Raw genomic sequence first — 23,708 nt, forward strand, 5'->3', positions numbered from 1 at the left:
TTAACTGCACAACAGCATGCTGCTTTCTAATTTAAGAGTCCCTTCAATACTGAAAATATATTAATAATACACTTTGTTCTATCTTGCTTTATATTTTCTCTCATAAACCTTTCAAAAATATACTTTCTCGCGTGATATAACTTATAGAGCATCCCTAGAAGGGCTTTTATTTTCTTTCATGAAGGAAATAAAAGAATATATAAAAATTTATTTCAGTAATAACTATACAACAAAAAAATATTAACCCATTACATCCTTTTTGCTATTGCGGACTGAGCTGCTGCTAAACGAGCAATTGGTACCCGAAAAGGAGAACATGAAACATAATCTAGGTTATTTTCTTCACAAAAAGCAATAGAGGCAGGATCGCCTCCATGTTCACCACAAATGCCCAATTTTATTTTTGCGCGCTTTGAGCGTCCACGCTGTGCTGCAATGGTAATAAGTTCTCCTACCCCATCACGATCAATAGATACGAAAGGATCTAGCTCTAAAAGTCCTTTTTGAAAATAGGTTGCCAAAAAAGGAGCAGCATCATCACGGGAAATTCCAAAAGTTGTTTGTGTCAAATCGTTTGTTCCAAATGAAAAAAATTCCGCAGTTTCAGCAATTTCATCTGCTCGAAGCGCTGCCCTTGGAAGCTCAATCATTGTTCCAACCATATATTGAATGATGGTTCCCTTTTCTTTCATCACTTCCTCAGCTACCTGATCAATACGCGTTTTTATAAAATCGAGTTCAGATTTAAGTGCAATAAGTGGTACCATAATTTCAAGCATAACAGGAGAGCCAGATTTTTGAGCCGCTTCTGCTGCTGCTTCAAAAATTGCCCGCGCTTGCATTTCAGCAATTTCAGGATAAGTAATAGCTAAACGGCATCCTCGTAATCCAAGCATAGGATTAAATTCGTGCAACTGTTGCGCACGTTCAACAAGCATTTCAGCAGAAACTCCCATAGCTGTTGCAACATCAAGAATTTCTGCATCAGTTTTTGGTAGAAATTCATGGAGTGGAGGATCTAACAAGCGAATGGTAACAGGCAAACCACACATAATTTCAAATAATTCAGCAAAGTCTGAACGCTGCATTGGCAAAAGCTTATCTAATGCTTTACGACGACCACTTTCATCATGACTTAAAATCATTTCACGCATGGCTATAATACGTTCACCAGAAAAAAACATATGCTCTGTACGGCAAAGACCAATACCTTCAGCCCCCAAAGAACGCCCCATACGAGCATCAGATGGTGTCTCAGCATTGGCGCGAACTCTTATACGCCGCATCTCATCAGCCCATTCCATTAATTTTGCAAAGTCTCCGCAAAGCTTAGGCTGCAACATTGCAACTTTTCCCTTTAAAATTTCTCCACTTCCACCATCAATCGTGATAACCTCGCCTTTTTTAAAGCTTTCTCCTGAAGCAAACAGCGTATTTGTGTTATAATCAATCCGCATACTGCCAGCACCAGAAATACATGGCTTTCCCATCCCCCGCGCAACAACAGCAGCGTGGCTTGTCATACCTCCACGCGTTGTTAAAATTCCTTCTGCTGCATGCATACCATGAATGTCTTCTGGGCTTGTTTCTACACGGACCAAAATAACTTTGCGACCTTCTGCTGACGCAGTTTCTGCCTCTTCTGAAGTAAAAACAATTTCACCCGTTGCTGCTCCAGGAGAAGCCGGTAAACCACGTCCTATAACAAAACGTTCTGCTTTGGGATCAAGTGTTGGATGTAAAAGTTGGTCAAGTGATTTTGCATCAACACGCATCATAGCCTCTTCACGGCTTATTAACCCCTCCTCAACCATTTCAATTGCCATCTTGAGAGCTGCACGAGCCGTGCGCTTCCCTGAACGAGTCTGCAGCATCCATAATTTACCTTTTTCAATAGTAAATTCGAGATCTTGCATATCCCGATAATGCTGCTCAAGCTTCTGCGCAATCTGACATAATTTCAAAAAAGCCTCAGGCATGATTTTTTCCAAAGACGGCTTATTTGAACCAGCAACAATACGCGCATTTTCTGTAATATTTTGAGGCGTTCGAATGCCCGCAACAACATCTTCCCCTTGCGCATTAACTAAAAATTCACCATAAAGTTCTTTTTTCCCTGTCGATGGATTGCGTGTAAAAGCAACACCTGTTGCCGAATCTTCTCCCATGTTACCAAAAACCATAGCTTGCACATTAACTGCCGTTCCCCAACTTTCAGGAATGCTATGTAAACGGCGATAAGTAACTGCGCGTGCCGTCATCCAACTTGAAAAAACGGCTCCAATCGCCCCCCATAACTGTTGTTCAGGATCTTGTGGAAAAGGGGTTCCTAATTTTTCTTCAACATAGGCTTTATAAGAAGTAATAACATTTTTCCAATCATCTGCTGTCATTTCTGTATCAATAGTGTAACCATTGCATGCTTTTGCTTCATCAAGAAGCTCTTCAAAATACGAATGGTCTAGCCCCAAAACAACGTTAGAATACATTTGGATAAAACGCCGATAACTATCATAAGCAAAACGTTCATTATTGGCTTGTAAAGCAATTGCTTTTACAGTTTCATCATTCATGCCAAGGTTCAGCACTGTATCCATCATCCCTGGCATAGAAGCCCTAGCCCCTGAACGAACAGACAGTAAAAGTGGTCTTTGTTTATTCCCAAATTCACGTCCTGTTTGTTCAGCAACGCGTCTTAGTGCTTGCTTAACAGATTCCTGGAGCTCTTCTGGATATGATTTGTCATGGGCATAATAAAAATTACAAACTTCTGTTGTCAGCGTAAATCCGGGTGGTACGGGCAAACCAAGATTACTCATTTCTGCCAAATTAGCCCCTTTACCTCCGAGAAGGTTACGCTCACTTGCACTTCCTTCCGCCTTTCCATCTCCAAAACTATAAACCCATTTTTTCACTGTACAAATCCTCCCATATCAGCATCAAAACATTATTCAACCTAGGCTCACTTAAAAGCAATGATTTGATTCAAAATCGGCTCCAAAAAATATCGCTTCATAAATGCATAATATTAATCCTTCCAAAAGAGATAATGACCAAAAGTATCATTCTCCATCTTCTGGAAGATTAAGATTCAGTTTTTAAGAAAACTATCAATCACCGAAAAAAAATCTTCTACTTTCATGGCACCTTCATATTTACTACCATTAATAAAGAAAGTAGGTGTTGCTGTGACACCAAGCTCTTTACCGCGTTCAAAAGATGCATTTACTTCATCTAAAATGGACTGATTTTTCAAACACGCAGTAAAACTTTCATCTGTAAAACCAGCCACTAAGCCAATCTTTTTCAATGGTGTTAGAGCATTTTTTCCGAAAGCCCATTCATTTTGTTTTTGAAATAAAACTTCTATCAAAGGAAAATAGCGATCTTCTGGTGCACACCGTGCCAACATAAAACCTGCTGTTGCCCGAGGATCAAAAGCATATTCTCGGAAAATAAGTTTTACTTTTCCTGTTTTGATATACTTTTGACGAATTTGGGGAAGTATATCATTATAAAAATGCGCACAATGGGTACATGTCAACGAAGCATACTCAACAATGACGACTGGTGCATCCGCCTCTCCCTCAAAACGATCCTTTACTTTACCCGATTGGAGAAGCTCTGCCATATCAACAGTTGCCACTGATTTGGGATCACGCGCTAAAGCAACTGTTACACTGTTTTGTACAATCGTTATGAAGAGAAAAATTATCCCGAAAGATAAAAAAGAACGATATTTTACCATAAATAATACTTTTCTGTTGTTATTAACGAATAGGAATCCAATGCTTTCTCATATATTAAAGAAAAATATATAAAATATATTGCTATTTATTATTTTTTTCCAAGAAAATGCAACAGCCAAGTTTATAAAGTGCTTGGTGCAAGCTTGTATCTTCAATTCCTTCAAGCATTTTTTCCACGCATTTTTTGTCTTGTTCACTCAAAGGCGGTTTTAGAGGCAAGTGATTCATAAAAACCGATATACTCCTTTGCTCAATCTTGATGCGATCAATAGCAATATAGCCAAAAAATCCGTTAATTCTATGAAGTAATTCCTCTGTTTCATGCATTAATTTTAACGCAGCAAATCCTTCACATGCGATAACAAGTGTTGCTGGCTGAAAAACTTCATCTTGATCTGCACGACGTTTCCAAATAATTTTAAGCGGCATTGTATATTCACTGATATCAGAGCCCGCAATTTGTGGCCAATGTTCTAGAAGCGCTACATTAAGCCCTGTCCGTTTGCGTAAAACTGGATCAAGTATTTTGTATACCGTCTCAGAAAGAGAATAAAAGATACGTTTTTTAAGTTGTTTTCTCATTTTTAGATCATTGTTCAACCGCTTGCTAAATTAAAATCATTTGTTTCATCTAAAAATTGTTGCCTCCTCAATTTATGAAATATCAACAAAATAAAAAGCCTTTTCTCACCAAAGATTTGACAATAAAAGAGCAAAAAACATGAATTACAAAATAAATAATTTTTTCTTTTGCATTTTATATCTCCCTATGCTTGAAAGCAATCATGTATGAAATTTCTTCGCACCTCCTTGCTTGGTACGATAAAAATCACAGACATCTTCCATGGCGGATTACCCCCGAAGAGCAAAAACAAGGTATCCGCCCTGATCCTTATCAAGTTTGGCTTTCTGAAATCATGCTTCAACAAACAACCGTTGAAGCAGTTAAGCCTTATTTTAAAAAGTTTCTAAAACTATGGCCAGATCTTTTCTCTTTAGCAAAAGCCTCACAAGATGATATCATGAAAGCATGGGCTGGACTTGGTTATTATTCACGCGCACGTAATCTTAAAAAATGTGCGCGACAGCTTGTTGAAAACTACGCGGGACAATTTCCACAATCTGTAAAAGAATTGCGAACTCTAGCCGGTATTGGAGATTATACTGCCGCAGCCATTGCTGCGATTGCTTTTAACCACCCTGTAGCAGTGGTTGATGGTAATGTCGAACGTGTGGTAGCGCGACTTTTTGCTATCACTTCAATATTACAAAAAGCAAAAGTTGAAATTAAAGAAAAAACACAAAAAATTACTGCTTTAAATCGTCCTGGTGACTTTGCTCAAGCAATGATGGATCTGGGAGCAATAATTTGCACTCCACGTAAACCATCTTGTTATATCTGCCCTCTTCAATGTTTATGCAAAGCGGCAAAGATGCAACAAACGGAATCTTTTCCAGTCAAAGCCCCTAAAAAAGAACGCCCTTCAAAAACAGGGATTGCTTTTGTGGTCCTTAATCAAAATAAACAAATTTATTTAGAAAAACGACAGACGCAAAAACTCCTTGGTGGAATGACCCAAATTCCTAACAATATTGGCATCGATAACGAAAATGGGCTCAAAAACGCTCCCTTTACTGCCAATTGGCAATTCAAAGGACAAATTACACATGTTTTTACTCACTTTTCTCTAAAACTCGATGTTTACTATACCGAAGATGTTCATGAAATGAATTGTGAAAATGGTTGGTGGTGTAACATTCAACATCTTGCCGAAGAAGCATTACCTACTGTTATGAAAAAAGCCATTTCCGTAGCTCTTCCCAATTCTTTCAGATTTAAATAGCCTTCCCTATTCATAAAAATGTTTTCTAACGGAGACTTTTGTATCTCTAGCGATTATTTATTAATCTGTAAAAGAAAAATTTAAGGAAGTGAAATAGTCAATTTGTTCTACAGATAAAAATTAAGGAGGGATAGAAACGCTTAGAAGCCTTAGATTTAAATTTCAGGGTCTATCCTTTTTTCGCTTATGACGGAGCAACTAGCTCCACGTTATATTTACCAGCCCCTCAACATCCCTTGGTGCGTGAAACGGTTCATAAGAGGTACTTTTAGTTCTTTCGTTAACAATTTTTATTCACACGCTAACCCCACTTATGACATGCAAGCAGGTAATTTTCATTGATTCAATATGGATCGGGTTTGAAATGAAAAAACTTGACGATATTCCGAGGACAATACAATATGAGTTGCGCTAAATTATCTTTATAATCAATATATTATACGAACTTTACAGATGTACGTATTACCTCAAAAAAGCACTTAATTTTGAACTTACGAATGAACCTTTTAATTCTGATATTTCGTTTTATAAGCTTATATTGATACTGTTTTGGAACTAAAATTAGGACATAGAGTGAAAATTTCTCATTTTAATTTCTTCTACAAGAAGCATAAAAATACTCGCTTGCCACTCACAAGCGAGACTAGTGTGTCAATAAAAAACATCTAAGAAAGGCATAAAACGCTCTCACGTCCATCTCAATCAAGATCAGGTACATTGGTGGTCAATAGAATAAAGTGATCAGCTTAGTTCATAAAACACCCGTTTTTAACATTTGTGAACGTATGATCATTCTTAAATGATCTATGGACTTCAACCGTCCATTTTCCTCATAATACCAAAAGGTCCAACCATTACAACTCTGCGAATCTTGAGCCTTTCTTCCCATTGCGTGAATTGAACCCGCTTCACCACCATGCATAATCGTACCATCAGCTCTTACAATAGCAGATACTTGCTTCTTACGATCGTAAAGAACTTCTCCAGGATAGAGTAAACCTGCTTCAAGCAAACTGTTGAATGCTACGCGCGGTTCTGCTTTTTTTCTATCCAAAATCGCTAGTTCTGGTTGCGCTAAAGGTTTAACCGCCGCAATTCTCTCACATGCAGCATCGATGTAATCTTGCTCGCGTTCAATCCCAACAAAATCACGCCCTAAAAGCTTGGCAACAGCACCTGTTGTTCCCGAACCAAAAAACGGATCGAGAATAACATCACCAGGTTTACTAGAAGCCATAATAATACGCGCTAATAACGCTTGCGGTTTTTGTGTTGGATGTAATTTACGCCCTGAATCATCCTTTAAACGTTCAGCTCCAGTACAGAGAGGGAAAAGCCAATCTGAACGCATTTGTAAATCCTCATTTGCTGCTTTTAAGGCATCATAATTAAATGTGTACTTTTTATCTTTTTGATCTCGCACGGCCCAAATAAGCGTCTCATGAGCATTTTGAAAACGGCGCCCTCGAAAATTAGGCATCGGATTATTTTTGCGCCAAATAATATCATTAAGCATCCAAAAACCTAAATCTTGTAATGCCGTCCCAACCCGAAAAATATTATGGTAAGATCCGATAACCCAAAGTGTTCCGTTTGGTTTTAATACACGACGACAAGCAAGCAACCATGCACGGGTAAAAGCATCATAAGCAGCAAAACTCTCAAACTGATCCCATGCATCATCAACCGCATCAACAAGCGAATGATCTGGACGGTATAAAGCTCCATCCAATTGCAAATTATAGGGTGGATCCGCAAAAATCATATCAACGGAATGTTTTGGAAGTTTTTCTAGAACGGAAACACAATCTCCCTTAAAAATTTTATTGCGCCATGGCATTTGTGAGGGAGTACGAAGGAAATCTTTTTGAAGCTGAATAACTGTCATGAAAAACCCAACAAAATTAACTAAATTTGTCCTATAATCAACCAAAATAGTTTATAGTCCCGCATTACCAATCCATATTTACAAAATAGCGTAAACGTATCGTTAAAATTCCGCAAAATTGATATTCGTTTTTGTTTTTTTAAGTAAAAAAAATTTTTATATGAATGAAATCTTAATTTTCTTTTTTTCAATGTACTGTTCCCATATCTTTTATTTCGTAAAAGAATTAAGAATCATTTTCAAAGCGTATTTTTATGAAATAAGGTCCTCTCAATATCGTTTTCACAAAAGTTGTCCATCTCGTAACATATAAAGGAATGTCTTATGCCTCAGATAAATCTTATTATTTTTGATTGTGACGGAGTTCTCGTCGACTCCGAATATCTTGCAGCAAAAATTGGATCTCAATTGCTCAAACAAACAGGATATGAAATATCACCCGAAGAATTGAGTGAGCGTTTTGCAGGGCTAATCTTTCGCGATATTCTTAAACACGTTGAACAGGAAACAGAAAAACCAATTTCTGCTCATCTCATAGATCAAATGACTAATATTTTTCGTACACAAATAAAAACTGAATTACGTGCTATTGATGATGTAAGAGAAGCCATAGAAATTATTCAAACACGCTATCCCTACTGTATCTGCTCTAATGCAAAGAGCATCGATATAAAAGAGATGCTCACCACTGTTGAACTTTATGACCTTTTTGAAGGTAAAATATTTTCTGCACCTGAAGTTGGAACAAAAAAAACCAAACCTGCCCCTGATGTTTTCCTTTTTGCTGCAAAACAATTACAAGTAGAACCCCAAAACACTATCGTTATAGAAGATTCACTTCATGGTGTACACGCAGCCAAAGCAGCAGGCATGCGTGTCATCGGCTTTACGGGAGGATCGCATAGCTATCTTGGCCACTCTAATATACTTGCAGAAGCTGGTGCTGAGACGGTTATTGCAAAACATGCTCATTTAGGAGAAGTCCTAGAAGCAATGGCAGTATGGCAAGATTTCGTATAAAAAACTTCATTCAATGTATTTATCAGCACATGATAATCTCTTAGTAACATTCTTAGTATGGTGTCTTCTCTTGCTTAAAGCATACGTACAAAAGCTTAAACATAACTAAAATGGCTCCACAATGATAAATAACTCGTATATACTTACGCACTATATATTATATTCAGTGGAACTCTCTAATAATTTAAGCTCTGCTTATTATAAATTATTGTAAATAAGCTATAGATTTTATTTTACAATATGAAGTTAATATAACAAAATTCCCACTATTATGCTTCTTCTTATAATGATGGTACACATAAATATTATAACTAACGATCATTAATCTGATAACTTTACAATATATACCTTACAATAAACGTTGTTATAAAAAATTAATAGCGTATTTAAACAACGTTAAAAGAACATCTATTAATCCAAAACAACTTTTATATTCATTCTGCTGCATACTAAATAAAAATATATAATAAAATCATTTACATATTAATATATAAAAATGCATTAAATATAATAATATCATATAACACGTAATAAAATATATAAATCAAAAAACTATGCTTATTATTTCTATAATTAAGTTTTTATAATTACATTTTATTTATTAATGTTTAAATTAAAAATTATCCTTATGTTATTTATTGCCTATTTAGGTACAAATATATAAACCAAAAAATTAAAAAAATAACTCAATTATTAGAAAAATATTTATTATTTCTTATAATAACCAATCACATTATTCCAATAATAATATTATTATTCAACATTTTATAAAATAAAAATCATATAAAATAAAAAATAATACAACTATGTTATCTATTTTATATAAACAAAAAGTATTTTTGTTGTTGACAATAGTTACATAATGTATTATCGTATAATATAATGTGTAAACATATTTAGTGTTTTAAGTGTGTTTATTATCATTATTTATATATATCAATTCGTATTAATATAAAAATATTTGAGGTAAAGGATGGTGAAAGTAGTTGAAAATTGTACATTATATATTTTTACAGTAGCTGTTTTTTTTCTTTTGCAAGTTGCAAATGTTAATGCAAATTATTTAAAAAATAGCTATTCAAAAGAAGATTATTCTCCATCTATAGTAAAAAACGTGGAAAATAAAACAATCCATACAGCTTCTATTTATGTTCCAACTTTAAGTTATGGAGCAGTAAATGAATCTACTTCTGCTCTTGAGGGAAAAGTAGAAAAAGTTGTTGGTGTTTTTGCAATAGGGGCAGGAATGTTTATAGGTGGGGTTGTAATAACTACATTGCTAAACTGGACAACGCAAATAGTTACAATCTTTAAATAAATTCTGCAAAATTAGTATAAAATACGGTTTTGTTATGAATAATAGAATTAATAAATAATAATTAAGATAATATTTATTACTAAAAATAATTATTATAAGTATATCTAAAATATATACTCACTAATTATACATATTTATTAATCTCTTTATGATATAAATAATTAAAGTATTTGAGGTGAAATTATGACAAAAGTATTTAAAAATTATATATTAAATATTTTTATAGCTATTGCTTTTCTTCTATCACAAATTGTGAATGCTAATGCAACTCAGTTGAACAATAGCCTTCCCAAAGAAAGTTTTTCTGTTTCTGTAATAGAAAAAGCAACCAATATGGCTACTCTTTATATTTCAAATTTAAATTATGGAGTAGGAAATGAAGCTACTGTTGAAGGAAAAATCGAGAAAGTTCTTGAGCCTATTACAATAGGAACTTTCGGTATTTCAATGTTAGCTGGGTATGGAATAGGGATAACAGGTACACTTTTAGCGTGGCCCATATTGAAGATACAACAATTAATAAAATCTCGCTAATTAACAGTAATACCGACGACCTTATACTTAAACATTTGAGATATAAGAACGAAAATCTGAACATGGGGCATAGCTACATTATCTGCTCATTGTTATTAAACTAAGACACATAAATAGCTTTCCCCCAAAAATAACAAGATTAGAAAATATTTGAGGTGAAATTATGACAAAAGTGTTTAAAAATCATGTATTAAGTACTTTTATAGCGATTGCTTTCTTTCTTTCACAAATTGTAAATGTTAACGCAAATCATTTAAACAATAGCCTTCCAAAAGAAAGTGTTTCTATTTCCGTAATAGAAAAAGCAACCAATATGGCTACTCTTTATATTTCAAATTTAAATTATGGAGTAGGAAATGAAGCTACTGTTGAAGGAAAATTTGTAAAGGTATTTGAGCCCATTACGTTAGGAGCTTTTACTACAATAGGATCTTATATTTTTGGTGGACTTAGTGGATTTGTTATGGCCGCAGTCAGTGCGATGCTCGGAGGAGGAGTAGCTAGAAGTGTAAAGTAAAAATCTAAATAATCTGAAATTAAAAGCAATGCCTTAAATGGCGGACTGCCTCAGTAATTGGGGCAGTTTTTTTGTGTTTTCTATGGATAAATTTGTTCATTATGAATAATACCTGTGTAGTTTCAATATAATACCTATTAGCATAAAAACTGATAATTTAAACTGAATAAAAACCTCTCAAAATGCACAATTTAGGCACATAAAACTAGGAATTTATCTCATAAATCCTCCAACACAAGTTATAAATACCACTTTCCAGAAGCTAATTGTAATATGCATTTTGATTCTAAAAAGTCTAAGCAAAAATGGGTAAAATAAATGAATCTTTGCAAGAAAACTCTTTGAGAAATACCGCAATATGTAGAAAGCAATATAAATTATAAAATAGATTAACAAATAACAGAACAAAGTCTTTTGAAGATAAATTTTTAATATCAATATGTTATATCAAAATTTCTAAAGGACAATACCACTGTTTCATCATTATTGATAAGTATAAGCAAACAAACTTCCATTCATTTCACAATTCAAATATTATTAAAAATGTGAAATATACCACTGCATCAGTTTATCGACAATAAATAAATGAAAGAAAAAATTCATGAAATATATCAGCACAAGAGGCGTAGCCCCTGCTCTAGGCTTTACCGAAACGGTTATGGCTGGTCTCGCTAATGATGGCGGTCTGTACCTTCCAGAAAAATTTCCTCAATTATCACCCGATGCATTACGAGCACTGCGCGGACAATCCTATATGACCATTGCTAAAACTATTCTTTGGCCCTTTGTGAATAACGAAATCGAATATGTATCTTTTGAGAATATGATTACCGAATCGTACAATACCTTTCGTCACCCAGCAACCTGCCCGTTACTGCAAATTGGTCCAGATGAATTTATCCTTGAACTTTTTTACGGTCCTACCTTGGCATTTAAAGATGTTGCAATGCAGTTTCTTTCTAGATTGATGGATTATATTTTAACTAAACAAAATAAATGGGCAACGATTGTTGCTGCAACATCGGGTGATACAGGTGGTGCTGCAATACAAGCCTTTGCTGGAAGAAAAAATTCAGATGTTTTTATTTTATTTCCCAAAGGACGTGTATCATCCATTCAACAACGGCAAATGACCACCAGTCAAAGTGATAATGTTCATGCCATAGCTATCGAAGGAAATTTTGATGATTGCCAAGCACTCGTCAAAGCAATGTTTAATGACCATAACTTTCGTCAAAAAAGAGCGCTTTCAGGGGTTAACTCTATAAACTGGGCGCGCATCATGGCGCAAATTGTTTATTATTTTTCATCTGCCCTTTCCCTAGGTGCTCCTGATAGAGCCGTCTCATTTACTGTTCCTACTGGAAATTTCGGTGATATTTTTGCAGGGTATGTCGCTGCCCGTATGGGATTACCTATCGCACAACTGGTCATTGCAACAAATGATAATGACATCCTTCCACGCACATTAACCAGTGGCACTTACGAAATACAACCTATAACCCATACAACATCGCCTTCTATGGACATTCAAGTCTCTTCTAATTTTGAGCGCTTGTTGTTTGAAAGTGGTAATCGTGATCCAGTATGGATTCGCAATGCCATGGAGAACTTGAAACAATCAGGACGTTTTACTCTTGATGAAAAACAGCTTCAAAATATTCGCTCCCTGTTTTGTGCTGGGAAAAGTAGCATGGCTGAAACAGCACAAACAATTAATAGTGTTTATAAAGAAAGTGGCTATCTTATTGATCCACATACAGCCGTTGCACTCAAGGTAGCGCGCGAACACAAAAAGCCGCATATTCCAATGATCACTCTTGCCACAGCTCATCCTGCTAAATTTCCTGATGCAATCCAAAATGCCTGTGGTATTAATCCACCATGGACATCTTGCCTAGATGGATTGATGGAATCCAAAGAGTGCTTTACAAGTCTTGCTAATAATGAAAAAATAGTAAAAGATTATATTTCTTTAAAATCAAATGCATCTTACTAAGTTCAGCTGCATTGTAATTAAAATCACAAATATTCCAATGCCCTTATAGAGGTATTTGGCTTGCTTAATGGAGTCGTAAACACATGGGTGTAGATATCAGTCGCCTGAGTAACGGTTTGACTATCGCCACACAGACAATGCAACAAATTGATAGTGTAGCGCTCGGAATATGGGTTAAAGTGGGCGCACGCAATGAAACCTTTACACAACATGGCATCGCCCATCTCCTTGAGCATATGGCTTTCAAAGGAACCGCCAATCGTACAGCTCTTAAAATTGCAACTGATATTGAAGATGTTGGCGGTGAAATCAATGCCACCACCAGTATTGAAACAACAGCTTATTTTGCACGTGTACTTAAAAGCGATATCCCGCTTGCTATCGACATTTTAGCCGATATTTTGACGCATTCAAAATTTGACGAAGATGAACTAGAACGAGAAAAACAAGTAATTTTTCAGGAAATTGGTGCCGCCCATGACACGCCTGATGATATTGTTTTTGATCACTTTACAGAAACAGCCTTTCGTCATCAATCCCTTGGTCGCTCTATTTTAGGAACAGCTAAAACTATTCAATCATTTACATCCGCTGATCTCCATGATTTCATTAATAAACAATATAGTGCAGATCGTATGATTGTCGTTGCAGCAGGAGCTGTAAAGCACGAAAATTTCTTGCGAGAAGTTGAACGTCGCCTTGGTACTTTTCGCCCCCATTCAACTACCCCCCTTACTAATCTTGCAAATTATGTCGGAGGCGACTTTCGTGAATATCGCGATTTAATGGATACACAAGTTGTTCTAGGATTTGAAGGGCGTGCTTATCACGCGCGTGATTTTTATGCGGCCCAAATTCTTTCAATCATTCTTGGTGGTGGTATGTCTTCACGTCTTTTTCAAGAGGTAAGAGAAAAACGTGGATTATGCTATTCTATTTATGCTTTTCATTGGGGATTTTCAGATACTGGACTTTTTGGTGTTCACGCAGCTACCGGACAAAAAGGGCTCAAAGAACTTATTCCTATGATTCTTGATGAACTTTCCAAGATCAGCAAAAATATTCACGCCAATGAACTTCAACGAGCACAAACACAATATCGTGCTAATCTCATAATGTCACAAGAAAATCCTTCTAGTCAGGCACATCTCATTGCTCGCCAAATACTCCTTTACGGTCGACCAATTCCAATATCGGAAACAATTGAACGCCTCAATCTCATCACTCCTAAAAGATTAACTGATTTAGCGCATCGTCTTTTTACAAATTCCACTCCAACACTAACTGCTGTCGGACCTGTCGGCCCCCTCATGAATTTTGATGATTTAACATCAACTCTTTCATACAAGCTAAAGTAAAAAATTCTTTTCAAAGCAGCATCACAATAACATCACATATTTTATCATAAAATTTACCACAAAAGCTCTTCTCATTAAATAAGTTTTGGAAATATTGGGCAAAGAGGCATACAAAACTACCCAATTCATACTTCATGTGATAAAGATTCTAATGAGTGAAGGTATATCCGTGAATATCTGGAAATTCATGGTTTAACTTTGCCCTTTTAAAATATAAAACTTCATTCGCTTCAATTTCCATTGGAGCAAATGGGTGTGTGGTCTATTTGTATATAAAATCATATAACTTAAGAAAAAGTGATTACAATTTATTATGTAAATAAATTATAAAAGGTGGACGTTTTTTCTCAAAAATCGAAATGAAAATTAAACATCCTAAAATATTGAGAGTGGGACATTGTGAAGAGTTTGCGTAAAATAATTGACATCATTTTCATTGTAGTCGTTAGTTCTTTTGTCCATCTTACATCAGCACAAGCAATTGAGCCAGTTAAAATTTCTTCTCAAGATGCTGCTCTTGATCTCTCAAAAGCAATTGAAATTCACCATACAAACAACTCTATTTTTCAAACAAGTACAGCGCCAGGACCAGATGGTATTGTATGGCGTATTGAAGTGCAGGCAAAAAATGAAAAATTTTCCGGAAATTGGGCAGTTTTTTCTCTTGCAAATCCAACAGATGAACAAGTTGATCGTCTCATCGTTGCCCCCCATTACCGCATGGCACGTTCTGGATTTTTTTGGCCAGACCTTGGATCAGCAAGGATTCAATCCATAACGCCAAGCGAAGGTTTTTCCCTCGATCGTCAACTTAGTGCAAACTCTGATATCTTTCGTATTACCCTTAACCCTGGTGCTGTTGTTACATTTGTGGCCGAACTTAACTCTGCCACTCTACCGCAAATCTATTTATGGCAACCTGAAGCTTATAAGGATGCAATTAATTCTTATACGCTTTATCATGGTATTCTTCTTGGTATATCAGGTCTCTTAGCACTTTTGTTAACTGTTCTCTTCGTTGTCCGTGGGACAGGACTGTTTCCTGCAACAGCTGCTGTCGCTTGGGCGGTGCTTTTTTATATTGGTATTGACTTCAATTTTTTAAATAAATTCTTTGCTGTTACACTCACAACACAGCCAATCTGGCGTGCTGGTACAGAAGTAGCGCTTGCCGCTACACTCTTCATTTTTCTTTTTACTTACCTCAACCTTAATCGCTGGCATTATCATTTTAGTTATGGTGCTATCGCTTGGACCATTGCCTTTTGCAGTCTAGGAGCCTTTGCTATTTATGATCCAATCAGAGCTGCTGGAATTGCGCGTTTGTCTTTTGGCCTTACCGCTGTGCTTGGTATAATATTAATCATCTATTTCTCAATCAGAAGCTATGACCGTGCCATTATGCTTATTCCAACATGGTTGCTCATTAGCTTTTGGTGTGTTGGAGCCTATGCCTGCATAGCTGGACATTTAAACAATGATATTATCCAGCCAGCATTAGCGGGGGGATTAGTGCTCATTGTTCTTCTCATAAGCTTTACTGTCCTGCAACAAACTTTTTCTAATGATGCTTTCCATGAAGGAATATTTTCCGACCTTGAACAACAAGTACTCGCAGCAAAGGGAGCTGGAAATATTATTTGGGATTGGAATATTGAGCGTGACCGTATTGTTGTACACCCAAACATGGCAACCCTTTTTGGTACTGAAATTCATAATCTCAATGGACCTATGCGAAACTGGATTTCAGCTTTGCACCATGATGATCGTGAACGCTTTCAAGCCGTATTGGATATCATTCTTAAAAATAAAAAAGGGCGCATTGATCAAATTTTTCGGCTTTCTTCCGGGGGTGGTTACTATCATTGGTTTTCTCTTCGTGCACGTCCGGCGATGCAAAAAGATGGAAAAATCACACGTGTCATTGGAACCATTGTCAATATTACTAACCACAAAAAATCTGAAGAACGTTTATTGCATGATGCAATCCACGACAGCTTAACCGGACTTCCTAATCAACAAATTTTCTTTGATAGACTACAAAATTATACCTCTTTAGCGAAAGCAAATATCAAAATTAGACCAACCGTCTTTATGATTGATTTTGACAATTTTCGCCAAATTAATCGCAAATTAGGCATCGCTGTTGGGGATACTGTACTCCTTATAATCGCACGTCGTTTAAATCGTCTCATTAACTTTCAAGACACCTTATCGCGCCTTTCAGCAGACCGCTTTGCAATTATTTTACTCAGCGAAACTGAACCACAAAAAATTGCAGCATTTGCAGATCATTTGCACAAAACAATTTCAGCACCTATTTCACTTTCAGAAAACAAAATAATCCTTTCAACCTCTATCGGATTGGTTACATGGAGTGAAAATCGCTCAACTGCTAAAGATATTTTTAATGATAGCGAATTAGCGATGATTCGTGCAAAACAAATGGGTGGAAACCATATTGAACCTTTTCGTCCTAATTTTCGCACTTTGGGTCTCGAACATAATACTCTGGAGAAAGATGTTCATTATGCCATAAAACGTCATGAGATAAAAATCCTCTACCATCCTATTCTTAATTTATCAGACGGACATATTATTGGTTTTGAAACAATTGTAGAATGGCATCATCCAACTTATGGAAATTTAAATGTTTCTGATTTCATAAAGATCGTAGAAAACGAACACATTGTTAGGGATTTGTCACAATTTATTATCGATAATGCTATTATCGATCTTATAAATGTACAAGAAAAATTTTCTCAACAATCTTTCTTTATTTCAATTAATTTACCAAGCGCAGAAATGCTTCATCCTCGTTTTATCAGTCAATTGCGTACTGCTCTGCTTCGCCATCCTCTTCACAAAGGGCGTTTGATGATTGAAATATCTGAATTTGTCTTAAGAAATAATCCTGAACAATCAGCGCACTTTCTCGAACAAATTAAAACACTTGGAATGAATCTCGCACTCGATAATTTTGGAACAGGTTATTCGTCTCTGACCTATCTCGTACGTTATCCATTTGATATGGTTAAACTTGATCGTTCACTTATCTCAATCGACTCTCTTAAGAAGAAAATTGTTCTAAAGTCTATCATTAATATGGCAACAGATCTTAATTTGCAAATTATCGCAGAGGGTGTTGAAAATGAAAAAGAAGCAATCTTCCTCCGTCAAGAAGGCTGTAAATATGTTCAAAGTACACTTGTGACGAAACCGATTGCCATAGAAGAATTAATTACACTCGTTCAGAGCCATTTCCCTTATAAAATAAAAACATAAGGGATAAAATAACGTGAAAGTTAAAAAGCTTAGAAAAAATTCTAAGCGTGTCCCATTTCAGAAGCAAGGTAAGTTGGATCGATACCCATGCGTGTTAAACTTTTATCATACTTGCAGCTTAAATCGCTCTCAAAAAGAAAACTAGGTGATGTAGAACTGATTAGCCAACCATTTGTAGAAATTTCTGCCTCAAGTTGCCCCGCTTTCCATCCAGCATAACCTAATGCTACCAGTGCATGCTGCGGTCCTTGTTCACAACTGATCGCTTTTAATATATCAATTGTTGCAGTAAAACAGACCTTATCTGCAATAAAAACAGTTTCTTCACAAGCGTAATCATCTGAATGAAGGACAAAACCACGTGAAGGATCAACAGGACCACCATAGCGAACTGGAAACTTTTTTATCGGTTCAGAAAGACATTTTTTTTTGCCACTGTCTATGACTCCCAAGTGAAGCAAAAGCTCTGGAAAATCAATATGGTGTAATTGATTGAGAATAATGCCCATTGCACCAGCATCAGAATGCGCGCAAACATAAATAACAGAACGAATAAAGCGTTTGTTATTCATCCCAGGCATTGCTATGAGTAATTGTCCACCTAAAAAGCCATTACACCGCTTCATTAATCTGTTATTCTCCATAATTTACATGATAAAAGTTTATTCATTTAGCACACTAGGAAAATAAAACTCCAATGAAAAAAAGTCGTATATTTACAAATTTACAAAATATCGCAACTTTCTTTTATAAAAAGCTTTTCGTTACTTTAAGCTTAACATTCATAGTTTTAGAATTACTTAACATTCCTGTAAATGCTCAAACAGAACAAAAACTCCAGCTTTTCGCAACATCTTGGTATGAATCAGATGGTGGTCGTATCCGATTAGCGATCACTGAACCTTCTCTTTCTGGAATAAGAGAAGGCATTATTGAAATTGAGCTTAAACCAGGATGGAAAACTTACTGGCGTAATCCAGGTAATTCTGGCATGGCACCATTTTTTAATTTCAACCAACAGATTTCTTATGAAATCTTTTATCCTACTCCACAGCTTTTTGAAACAGAAAATGATTGGTCATTAGGTTATAAAGATAAAGTAATATTGCCCTTCAATCTTTCTGGTTCAAGCAAAAATTTAAGTGGTGCTTTCACTCTTGGATTATGTAACAAAATCTGTCTTCCATTTACTATTAACTTTGATTTTTCGCCATCTACTCTTAAAAACAAACATCTTCCCGTTTCCTTCTTAAAAAATGCTCAAGATTCTTTGCCTCGCATGATGCAGAATGCACTAAAAATAAGCGCCGAAAAAAATAACAATACCCTCTTTATAAAAATCAAAAATAACAACAAAAACACTCCTTCCTCTCTCTTTTTAGATGGAGGAGAAATGCAAATTGGAGCAGCAAGAAAAGTCAGTGATAACGCAGAATATACACTCTTCAGTGCTCCACTCTATTTCGCACCAGAAGAAATAAACCAAAAAATTTTTTATACAATTTCTTTTAAAGATCACGCCTTAAGTGGAACATTCATATTCCATACGCAGCCAACCCCTCTTGCAACTCCGTGATAAAAGAAAAAACTCCCAAACAGCAATTATGCTGGAAAACGTCCATTTTCACGATATTGAGTAATTGCTTTGCGAGCAAGGGCATCTGCGCGTTCATTTTCTGGATGTCCCGCATGCCCTTTTACCCAGTGCCATCTGACTGTATGACAAGAACTAGCATCCTCAAGAGCTTGCCATAGCTCCATATTTTTAACAGGATTTTTTGATGCGGTGCGCCAATTATTCTTTTTCCAACCTTCAATCCATTTAGATATACCGTTACGCACATAAACTGAGTCTGTATAAAGATCGACCAAACAAGGCTCTTTAAGCGCATTTAATGCACAAATTGCCGCCATGAGCTCCATTTGATTGTTTGTCGTATGAACTTTACCGCCATAAAGCTCACGTTCATGACCATTCCAGCGTAAAATTGCCCCCCAGCCTCCAACCCCAGGATTCCCAGAGCAAGCACCATCTGTATAAATTTCAACGACTTTTTGTTGAGCTGCCATAAAATTTAAAAACCTAATTCACTCAGAGAATTTACATTACTGAAAAAACAAAGCTTGTGCCAATACTCCCATGGATCTTTCTTAATAACAAAGCTATTAGGCGGTGTATTAAACCAATCATATAGACGTGTGAGTAAGAAACGTAGAGACGCACCACGAGCTAATAAAACCATCTTGTCCAATTCTAAAGGGATCAATGGTCTTATTTTTTGATAACTTTCCAATAACTTACGTGCTTTGGTAAGATTATAGGAATGATCAGGCTCAAAGCACCAAGCATTTAAACAGATCGCTAAATCATAAGCAAAAAAGTCATTACAAGCAAAATAGAAATCTATCATCCCAGAAAGACGATGATTCACAAAAAAGACGTTATCATTAAATAGATCAGCATGAATAATACCTGTTGGTAAATTTAATGGCCAATTTTCTTGTAAAAAAGCCAATTCCCCCTCAATTTTTTGTCCAAATTCCTTTAACAATGCATCTTCTCTGGTTTGACAACGTTGCCACAATAACTGCCAATCCATAACAGAAAGAGTATTTTTACGACTGAGTGTAAAATCCTGTCCTGCTAAATGCAATTGTGCTAACCCCGTACCCACTTCGCCACAATGCCCCATATCGGGCTGTCGGACCCACATTCCTTCCAAAAAAGTAATAATAGCAGCAGGACGTCCTGCTAATTCACTAATCATCATTCCATCATTTTGAATAACGGGTTGAGGACAAGGAATTCCACGCTGTCCTAAATGCTGCATCAAGCGACAAAAAAAAGGTAAATCATCTTTTGAAATACGCTTTTCATAAAGTGTTAAAATAAACTGCCCTTGTGTTGTCTCTAGCATAAAATTAGAATTTTCGATCCCCTCCTCTATACCTTGATAAGACAAAAGTGAACCTATTGCGTAACGTGTTAAGAACGCTTTTAAATCATTTGGATGAATATCTGTATAAACGGCCATTATTCTACTTTCGTTTTAGACATGGCGGTATCTTGATGTTCATTTTTTGCGTTACTTGCTTGACCATTAACAAAAGCCATATCTTGAGACGTTAAAATGACATCACGTAATTCGCGACTCACTAAAAATTTTTCCGTTTCTACCGCTGTTTCAGCTAATTCTATTGTGACATCATAACGCTCACGAAATGCTGAAATAATTTCATCAATAATAATTTCAGGAGCCGAAGCCCCTGCTGAAAGACTGACAATAGAAAGAGATTTTAGGTTTTCAAAATTAATTTCATCAGCGCGCTGAACTAAAATAGCTTGCCGCGCACCAGACTTTTCGGCAACCTCTACTAAACGTCGTGAATTAGAGGAATTTGGTGCTCCAACAATCAAAAACAAATCGCTCCCCTGTGCCGCTGCTTTAACCGCATCTTGTCGATTCGTTGTAGCATAACAAATTGACTCAGCCGCTGGGGCTGCTAATGTAGGAAAACGTTGTTGTAATATATCGATAATTCCTGCTGTATCTTCAACAGAAAGCGTTGTTTGTGTCACAAATCCTAATTTATCCGGATCATCGGGTTGATAATGCAAAGCATCTTCTATCGTTTCAATGAGCGTCACAGCCCCTTCTTCAAGCTGTCCCATCGTTCCTATCACCTCAGGATGACCAGCATGACCAATCAATATAACATGACGACCATGACGTTGATGTCGTATCGCTTGTTTGTGAACTTTTGAGACCAACGGACATGTTGCATCAAGATAAAACAAATTATAGCATCGTGCTTCTTCTGAAACAGATTTTGGTACACCATGAGCAGAAAAAACAACCGGTTGATTGCGATGTTCTTCTGGGATCTCATCAAGTTCTTCGACAAAAACAGCTCCCCGTTGCTGTAATCCCTCAACCACGTAGCGGTTGTGTACAATTTCATGACGAACATATACTGGAGCACTATATTTTTTTAATGCAAGCAGAACAATCTGGATAGCACGATCAACCCCTGCACAAAATCCACGTGGACCACAAAGACGTATCGTTAAAGGGGGAAGTCCAGACATAAATCATCCTTAATCTCTATAGTTTTAGCTATATATTCAAACAACCTATCATTATGCACGAATAAGCAATGCAAAAAAGCTAGCAATACCATCTTTTGCATAAGAACACACTCTATCGTATTTTCTTACAGCATTTTCTTGCAGCAAAGCTCTTTTTAAATTTGCTCTTTCATTTTATTTGCCTAAAGAGCGATAAAATACCAAACAAGAGATTCAATCAAAAGAATGCTAAAGATACCTGCCAAATAAAGTAACGAAAAGAAAAACAGTTTTTTTGCCATCGAAACAGTTTCATTATGTGTATCAGCTTTCCATAAACGATAGGCAAAATAAATAAAGATAATGCTTAAAATTGTTGAAAAAATACCATAAAAAATTCCGCCAAGACCAGTAAAGCAAGGAGCAGCAGCACATAATGCCATCAAAATAGTATAAAATAAAATCTGTTTTTTTGTTGAATGTTTACCTCGTACATTAGGCATCATAGGAATCCCCGCAGCCTTATAATCAAGAGATGAAAATAAAGAAAGAGACCAAAAATGAGGGGGGGTCCACATAAAAATGATTAAAAATAATAAAAAGCTATCAATACTCACTGTCCCTGTTGCCGCGGCCCATCCAATCATTGGTGGAAAAGCCCCAGAAGCACCACCAATAACAATATTTTGTGGTGTGATACGCTTTAACCAAATTGTATAGATAACGACATAAAAGAAAATCGTAAAAGCAAGAAAAAATGCCGAAAACCAATTAATGAAGCTCCCCATAACTAATACTGAAAGCATAGAAAGAACCATACCAAAAATAAATGCCTTTCGGGGGCTTATTTTACCCATAGGAATGGGACGCTTTTTGGTCCTTTCCATCACAGCATCAATATCAGCATCATACCACATATTAAGTGCCCCCGCGCCACCGCCACCAGCAGCAATACATAAAATTGCTAAAAAACCATACCACGGATTGATAGGAACAGGAGACACCATCAAACCAACTAAAGCCGTAAAGACCACAAGAGACATAACACGTGGCTTCAATAATGTGATATAATCACTAATAGTGGATTTTGGTGGCGTTGACTTACCATTCGCAATCGATAGCTCTCCTGAAACTGACATGCCACTCAAAACCCTTTTCCATTTTTGTCATTCTCAAACCCAATATTATCTGACAAATATTATCTATTATCGAGCGTATGGGAATAACAAATTAAAACCAATCGTCTTGTTGAAAAAATATGGGATACCCCTCTTGTGTATGTATCCCCTAAAAATAGATAGAAACATTTGCAACAAAAATATTTTTTCAATCAACATTCTCTCTATAACATTACAAATGTATCCTACCAAACATCATAAAACCATACTGAAAATTTATCTTCTATAAAATGCTATTTTTTTCATTTTCCTTTATTTCTTGCATATGGATTAATATATTTGGGTAAATACTGATTTTGTGTTATAGTTTTTTATAGGGAATTCGTTTTTTATGTAAATCTATGTATGGTTGTGAGTGTTGAGTCGGATAGGATTTTCTGTGATACTTTATAAATTACTCAAAAAAGCTTTTTTTATTGGCACTGTTCTTTACACACTTTATAGTAGTTTTATCAGTCATGCATTTGCACAAACACCCTATGCGCAAAATGTCCCTGCTCCACAAACCTATGGTGCATGGACAAAAGTTTGTGCTCTACCACCAGGTACCCCTAATATGCAGTGTGAAGTTGTACAAAACGTTCGCACACAAGGGCGTCAAGATATTACCTTGCGTGTTACATTTTATAAACTTCCTCAAAAGCAAGGTGCTTTGATGCGTGTTTTTGTTCCGATTCGCGTTGAATTACGTCCTGGCGTTGGAATTAAAATTGACGATAAAAATATGGGAAGAATGGAATATCGTCGTTGTCTTGGTGATAATTGTGTTGCTGAAGCCTTTCTTAAAGAAGACATATTACAACTCTTTTTTAAAGGAAAAATGGCAACCTATTTTATCTTCACAACCCCTGAGCAAGGAATTGGAGGTCTCGTTGACCTTCATGGTCTTGGCGATGCCTATGCAACCTTACCAACATGAATGAAATCGACACATATTGAATGATTAAAA

Annotated in this window: 19 protein-coding genes; 10 read left to right on the forward strand and 9 right to left on the reverse strand. The window is 36.1% G+C overall.

Features of this window, described 5'->3' with window-relative positions:
* Window positions 1-248: 248 nt before the first annotated feature.
* The 3 genes from ppdK to ACFIKI_RS01815 all read right to left on the reverse strand — a co-directional run bounded on the left by ppdK (window position 249) and on the right by ACFIKI_RS01815 (window position 4,331).
* Window positions 249-2,915 carry a pyruvate, phosphate dikinase gene (gene ppdK, locus ACFIKI_RS01805; RefSeq protein WP_375665399.1) on the reverse strand — a complete coding sequence of 889 codons (2,667 nt, stop codon included), beginning with the start codon at window positions 2,913-2,915 and terminating at the stop codon, window positions 249-251.
* A 176-nt stretch (window positions 2,916-3,091) separates the two neighbouring features.
* Window positions 3,092-3,748, reverse strand: a complete 657-nt coding sequence (locus tag ACFIKI_RS01810; RefSeq protein WP_375665400.1) for a DsbA family protein — start codon at window positions 3,746-3,748, stop codon at window positions 3,092-3,094.
* A gap of 82 nt (window positions 3,749-3,830) precedes the next feature.
* A complete protein-coding gene (locus tag ACFIKI_RS01815) occupies window positions 3,831-4,331 on the reverse strand; it encodes a DUF721 domain-containing protein (protein WP_375665401.1) in 501 nt (166 codons plus the stop codon).
* A gap of 203 nt (window positions 4,332-4,534) precedes the next feature.
* Between ACFIKI_RS01815 and mutY the strand changes: the two genes are divergently transcribed.
* Window positions 4,535-5,593, forward strand: coding sequence for an A/G-specific adenine glycosylase (mutY, locus tag ACFIKI_RS01820; protein ID WP_375665402.1), 1,059 nt, complete (start codon window positions 4,535-4,537; stop codon window positions 5,591-5,593).
* A 751-nt stretch (window positions 5,594-6,344) separates the two neighbouring features.
* Here the strand turns inward: mutY and ACFIKI_RS01825 are convergent.
* On the reverse strand, window positions 6,345-7,433 hold the full coding sequence (locus tag ACFIKI_RS01825) for a site-specific DNA-methyltransferase (RefSeq protein ID WP_372440009.1): 1,089 nt from the start codon (window positions 7,431-7,433) through the stop codon (window positions 6,345-6,347).
* A gap of 372 nt (window positions 7,434-7,805) precedes the next feature.
* Between ACFIKI_RS01825 and ACFIKI_RS01830 the strand changes: the two genes are divergently transcribed.
* The 7 genes from ACFIKI_RS01830 to ACFIKI_RS01860 all read left to right on the forward strand — a co-directional run bounded on the left by ACFIKI_RS01830 (window position 7,806) and on the right by ACFIKI_RS01860 (window position 17,512).
* A complete protein-coding gene (locus tag ACFIKI_RS01830; RefSeq protein ID WP_375665403.1) occupies window positions 7,806-8,501 on the forward strand; it encodes an HAD family hydrolase in 696 nt (231 codons plus the stop codon).
* A 973-nt stretch (window positions 8,502-9,474) separates the two neighbouring features.
* Entirely contained in the window at window positions 9,475-9,819 is a 345-nt protein-coding gene (locus ACFIKI_RS01835; RefSeq protein ID WP_375665404.1) for a hypothetical protein, read from the forward strand.
* Window positions 9,820-10,002: 183 nt separating this feature from the next.
* Window positions 10,003-10,353, forward strand: a complete 351-nt coding sequence (locus tag ACFIKI_RS01840) for a hypothetical protein (protein WP_375665405.1) — start codon at window positions 10,003-10,005, stop codon at window positions 10,351-10,353.
* A 163-nt stretch (window positions 10,354-10,516) separates the two neighbouring features.
* Window positions 10,517-10,870: a hypothetical protein gene (locus ACFIKI_RS01845; protein WP_375665407.1), complete on the forward strand. Its 354-nt coding sequence runs from the start codon at window positions 10,517-10,519 to the stop codon at window positions 10,868-10,870.
* A gap of 601 nt (window positions 10,871-11,471) precedes the next feature.
* Window positions 11,472-12,869: a threonine synthase gene (thrC, locus tag ACFIKI_RS01850; protein ID WP_375665408.1), complete on the forward strand. Its 1,398-nt coding sequence runs from the start codon at window positions 11,472-11,474 to the stop codon at window positions 12,867-12,869.
* An 83-nt stretch (window positions 12,870-12,952) separates the two neighbouring features.
* Window positions 12,953-14,227 (forward strand): M16 family metallopeptidase, encoded by a 1,275-nt coding sequence (locus ACFIKI_RS01855; protein WP_375665409.1) that lies wholly within the window; start codon window positions 12,953-12,955, stop codon window positions 14,225-14,227.
* 399 nt (window positions 14,228-14,626) lie between these two features.
* Complete coding sequence (locus ACFIKI_RS01860; protein ID WP_375665410.1) at window positions 14,627-17,512, forward strand: EAL domain-containing protein; 2,886 nt, start codon at window positions 14,627-14,629, stop codon at window positions 17,510-17,512.
* 41 nt (window positions 17,513-17,553) lie between these two features.
* On the opposite strand, the gene ACFIKI_RS01865 is transcribed toward ACFIKI_RS01860, so the two are convergent.
* Entirely contained in the window at window positions 17,554-18,138 is a 585-nt protein-coding gene (locus ACFIKI_RS01865) for a YqgE/AlgH family protein (protein ID WP_375665411.1), read from the reverse strand.
* Window positions 18,139-18,209: 71 nt separating this feature from the next.
* Between ACFIKI_RS01865 and ACFIKI_RS01870 the strand changes: the two genes are divergently transcribed.
* A complete protein-coding gene (locus ACFIKI_RS01870) occupies window positions 18,210-19,088 on the forward strand; it encodes a protein-disulfide reductase DsbD domain-containing protein (RefSeq protein WP_375665412.1) in 879 nt (292 codons plus the stop codon).
* 26 nt (window positions 19,089-19,114) lie between these two features.
* On the opposite strand, the gene rnhA is transcribed toward ACFIKI_RS01870, so the two are convergent.
* The 4 genes from rnhA to cyoE all read right to left on the reverse strand — a co-directional run bounded on the left by rnhA (window position 19,115) and on the right by cyoE (window position 22,720).
* On the reverse strand, window positions 19,115-19,582 hold the full coding sequence (gene rnhA / locus ACFIKI_RS01875) for a ribonuclease HI (protein ID WP_375665413.1): 468 nt from the start codon (window positions 19,580-19,582) through the stop codon (window positions 19,115-19,117).
* A gap of 5 nt (window positions 19,583-19,587) precedes the next feature.
* Entirely contained in the window at window positions 19,588-20,547 is a 960-nt protein-coding gene (locus tag ACFIKI_RS01880) for a homoserine kinase (RefSeq protein ID WP_375665414.1), read from the reverse strand.
* Complete coding sequence (gene ispH / locus ACFIKI_RS01885; RefSeq protein ID WP_375665416.1) at window positions 20,547-21,602, reverse strand: 4-hydroxy-3-methylbut-2-enyl diphosphate reductase; 1,056 nt, start codon at window positions 21,600-21,602, stop codon at window positions 20,547-20,549. Before ispH ends, ACFIKI_RS01880 begins: the two co-directional genes overlap by 1 nt.
* Before the next feature lie 182 nt (window positions 21,603-21,784).
* Window positions 21,785-22,720 (reverse strand): heme o synthase, encoded by a 936-nt coding sequence (gene cyoE, locus ACFIKI_RS01890; protein WP_375665535.1) that lies wholly within the window; start codon window positions 22,718-22,720, stop codon window positions 21,785-21,787.
* A gap of 418 nt (window positions 22,721-23,138) precedes the next feature.
* Between cyoE and ACFIKI_RS01895 the strand changes: the two genes are divergently transcribed.
* The gene (locus ACFIKI_RS01895; protein ID WP_375665417.1) at window positions 23,139-23,678 is read left to right on the forward strand and encodes an invasion associated locus B family protein; all 540 of its coding nucleotides are present in this window, start codon (window positions 23,139-23,141) and stop codon (window positions 23,676-23,678) included.
* The last annotated feature ends 30 nt before the right edge of the window (window positions 23,679-23,708 follow it).

The sequence above is a fragment of the Bartonella sp. TT121SHDZB genome (assembly GCF_042193415.1).
Taxonomy (GTDB): domain Bacteria; phylum Pseudomonadota; class Alphaproteobacteria; order Rhizobiales; family Rhizobiaceae; genus Bartonella.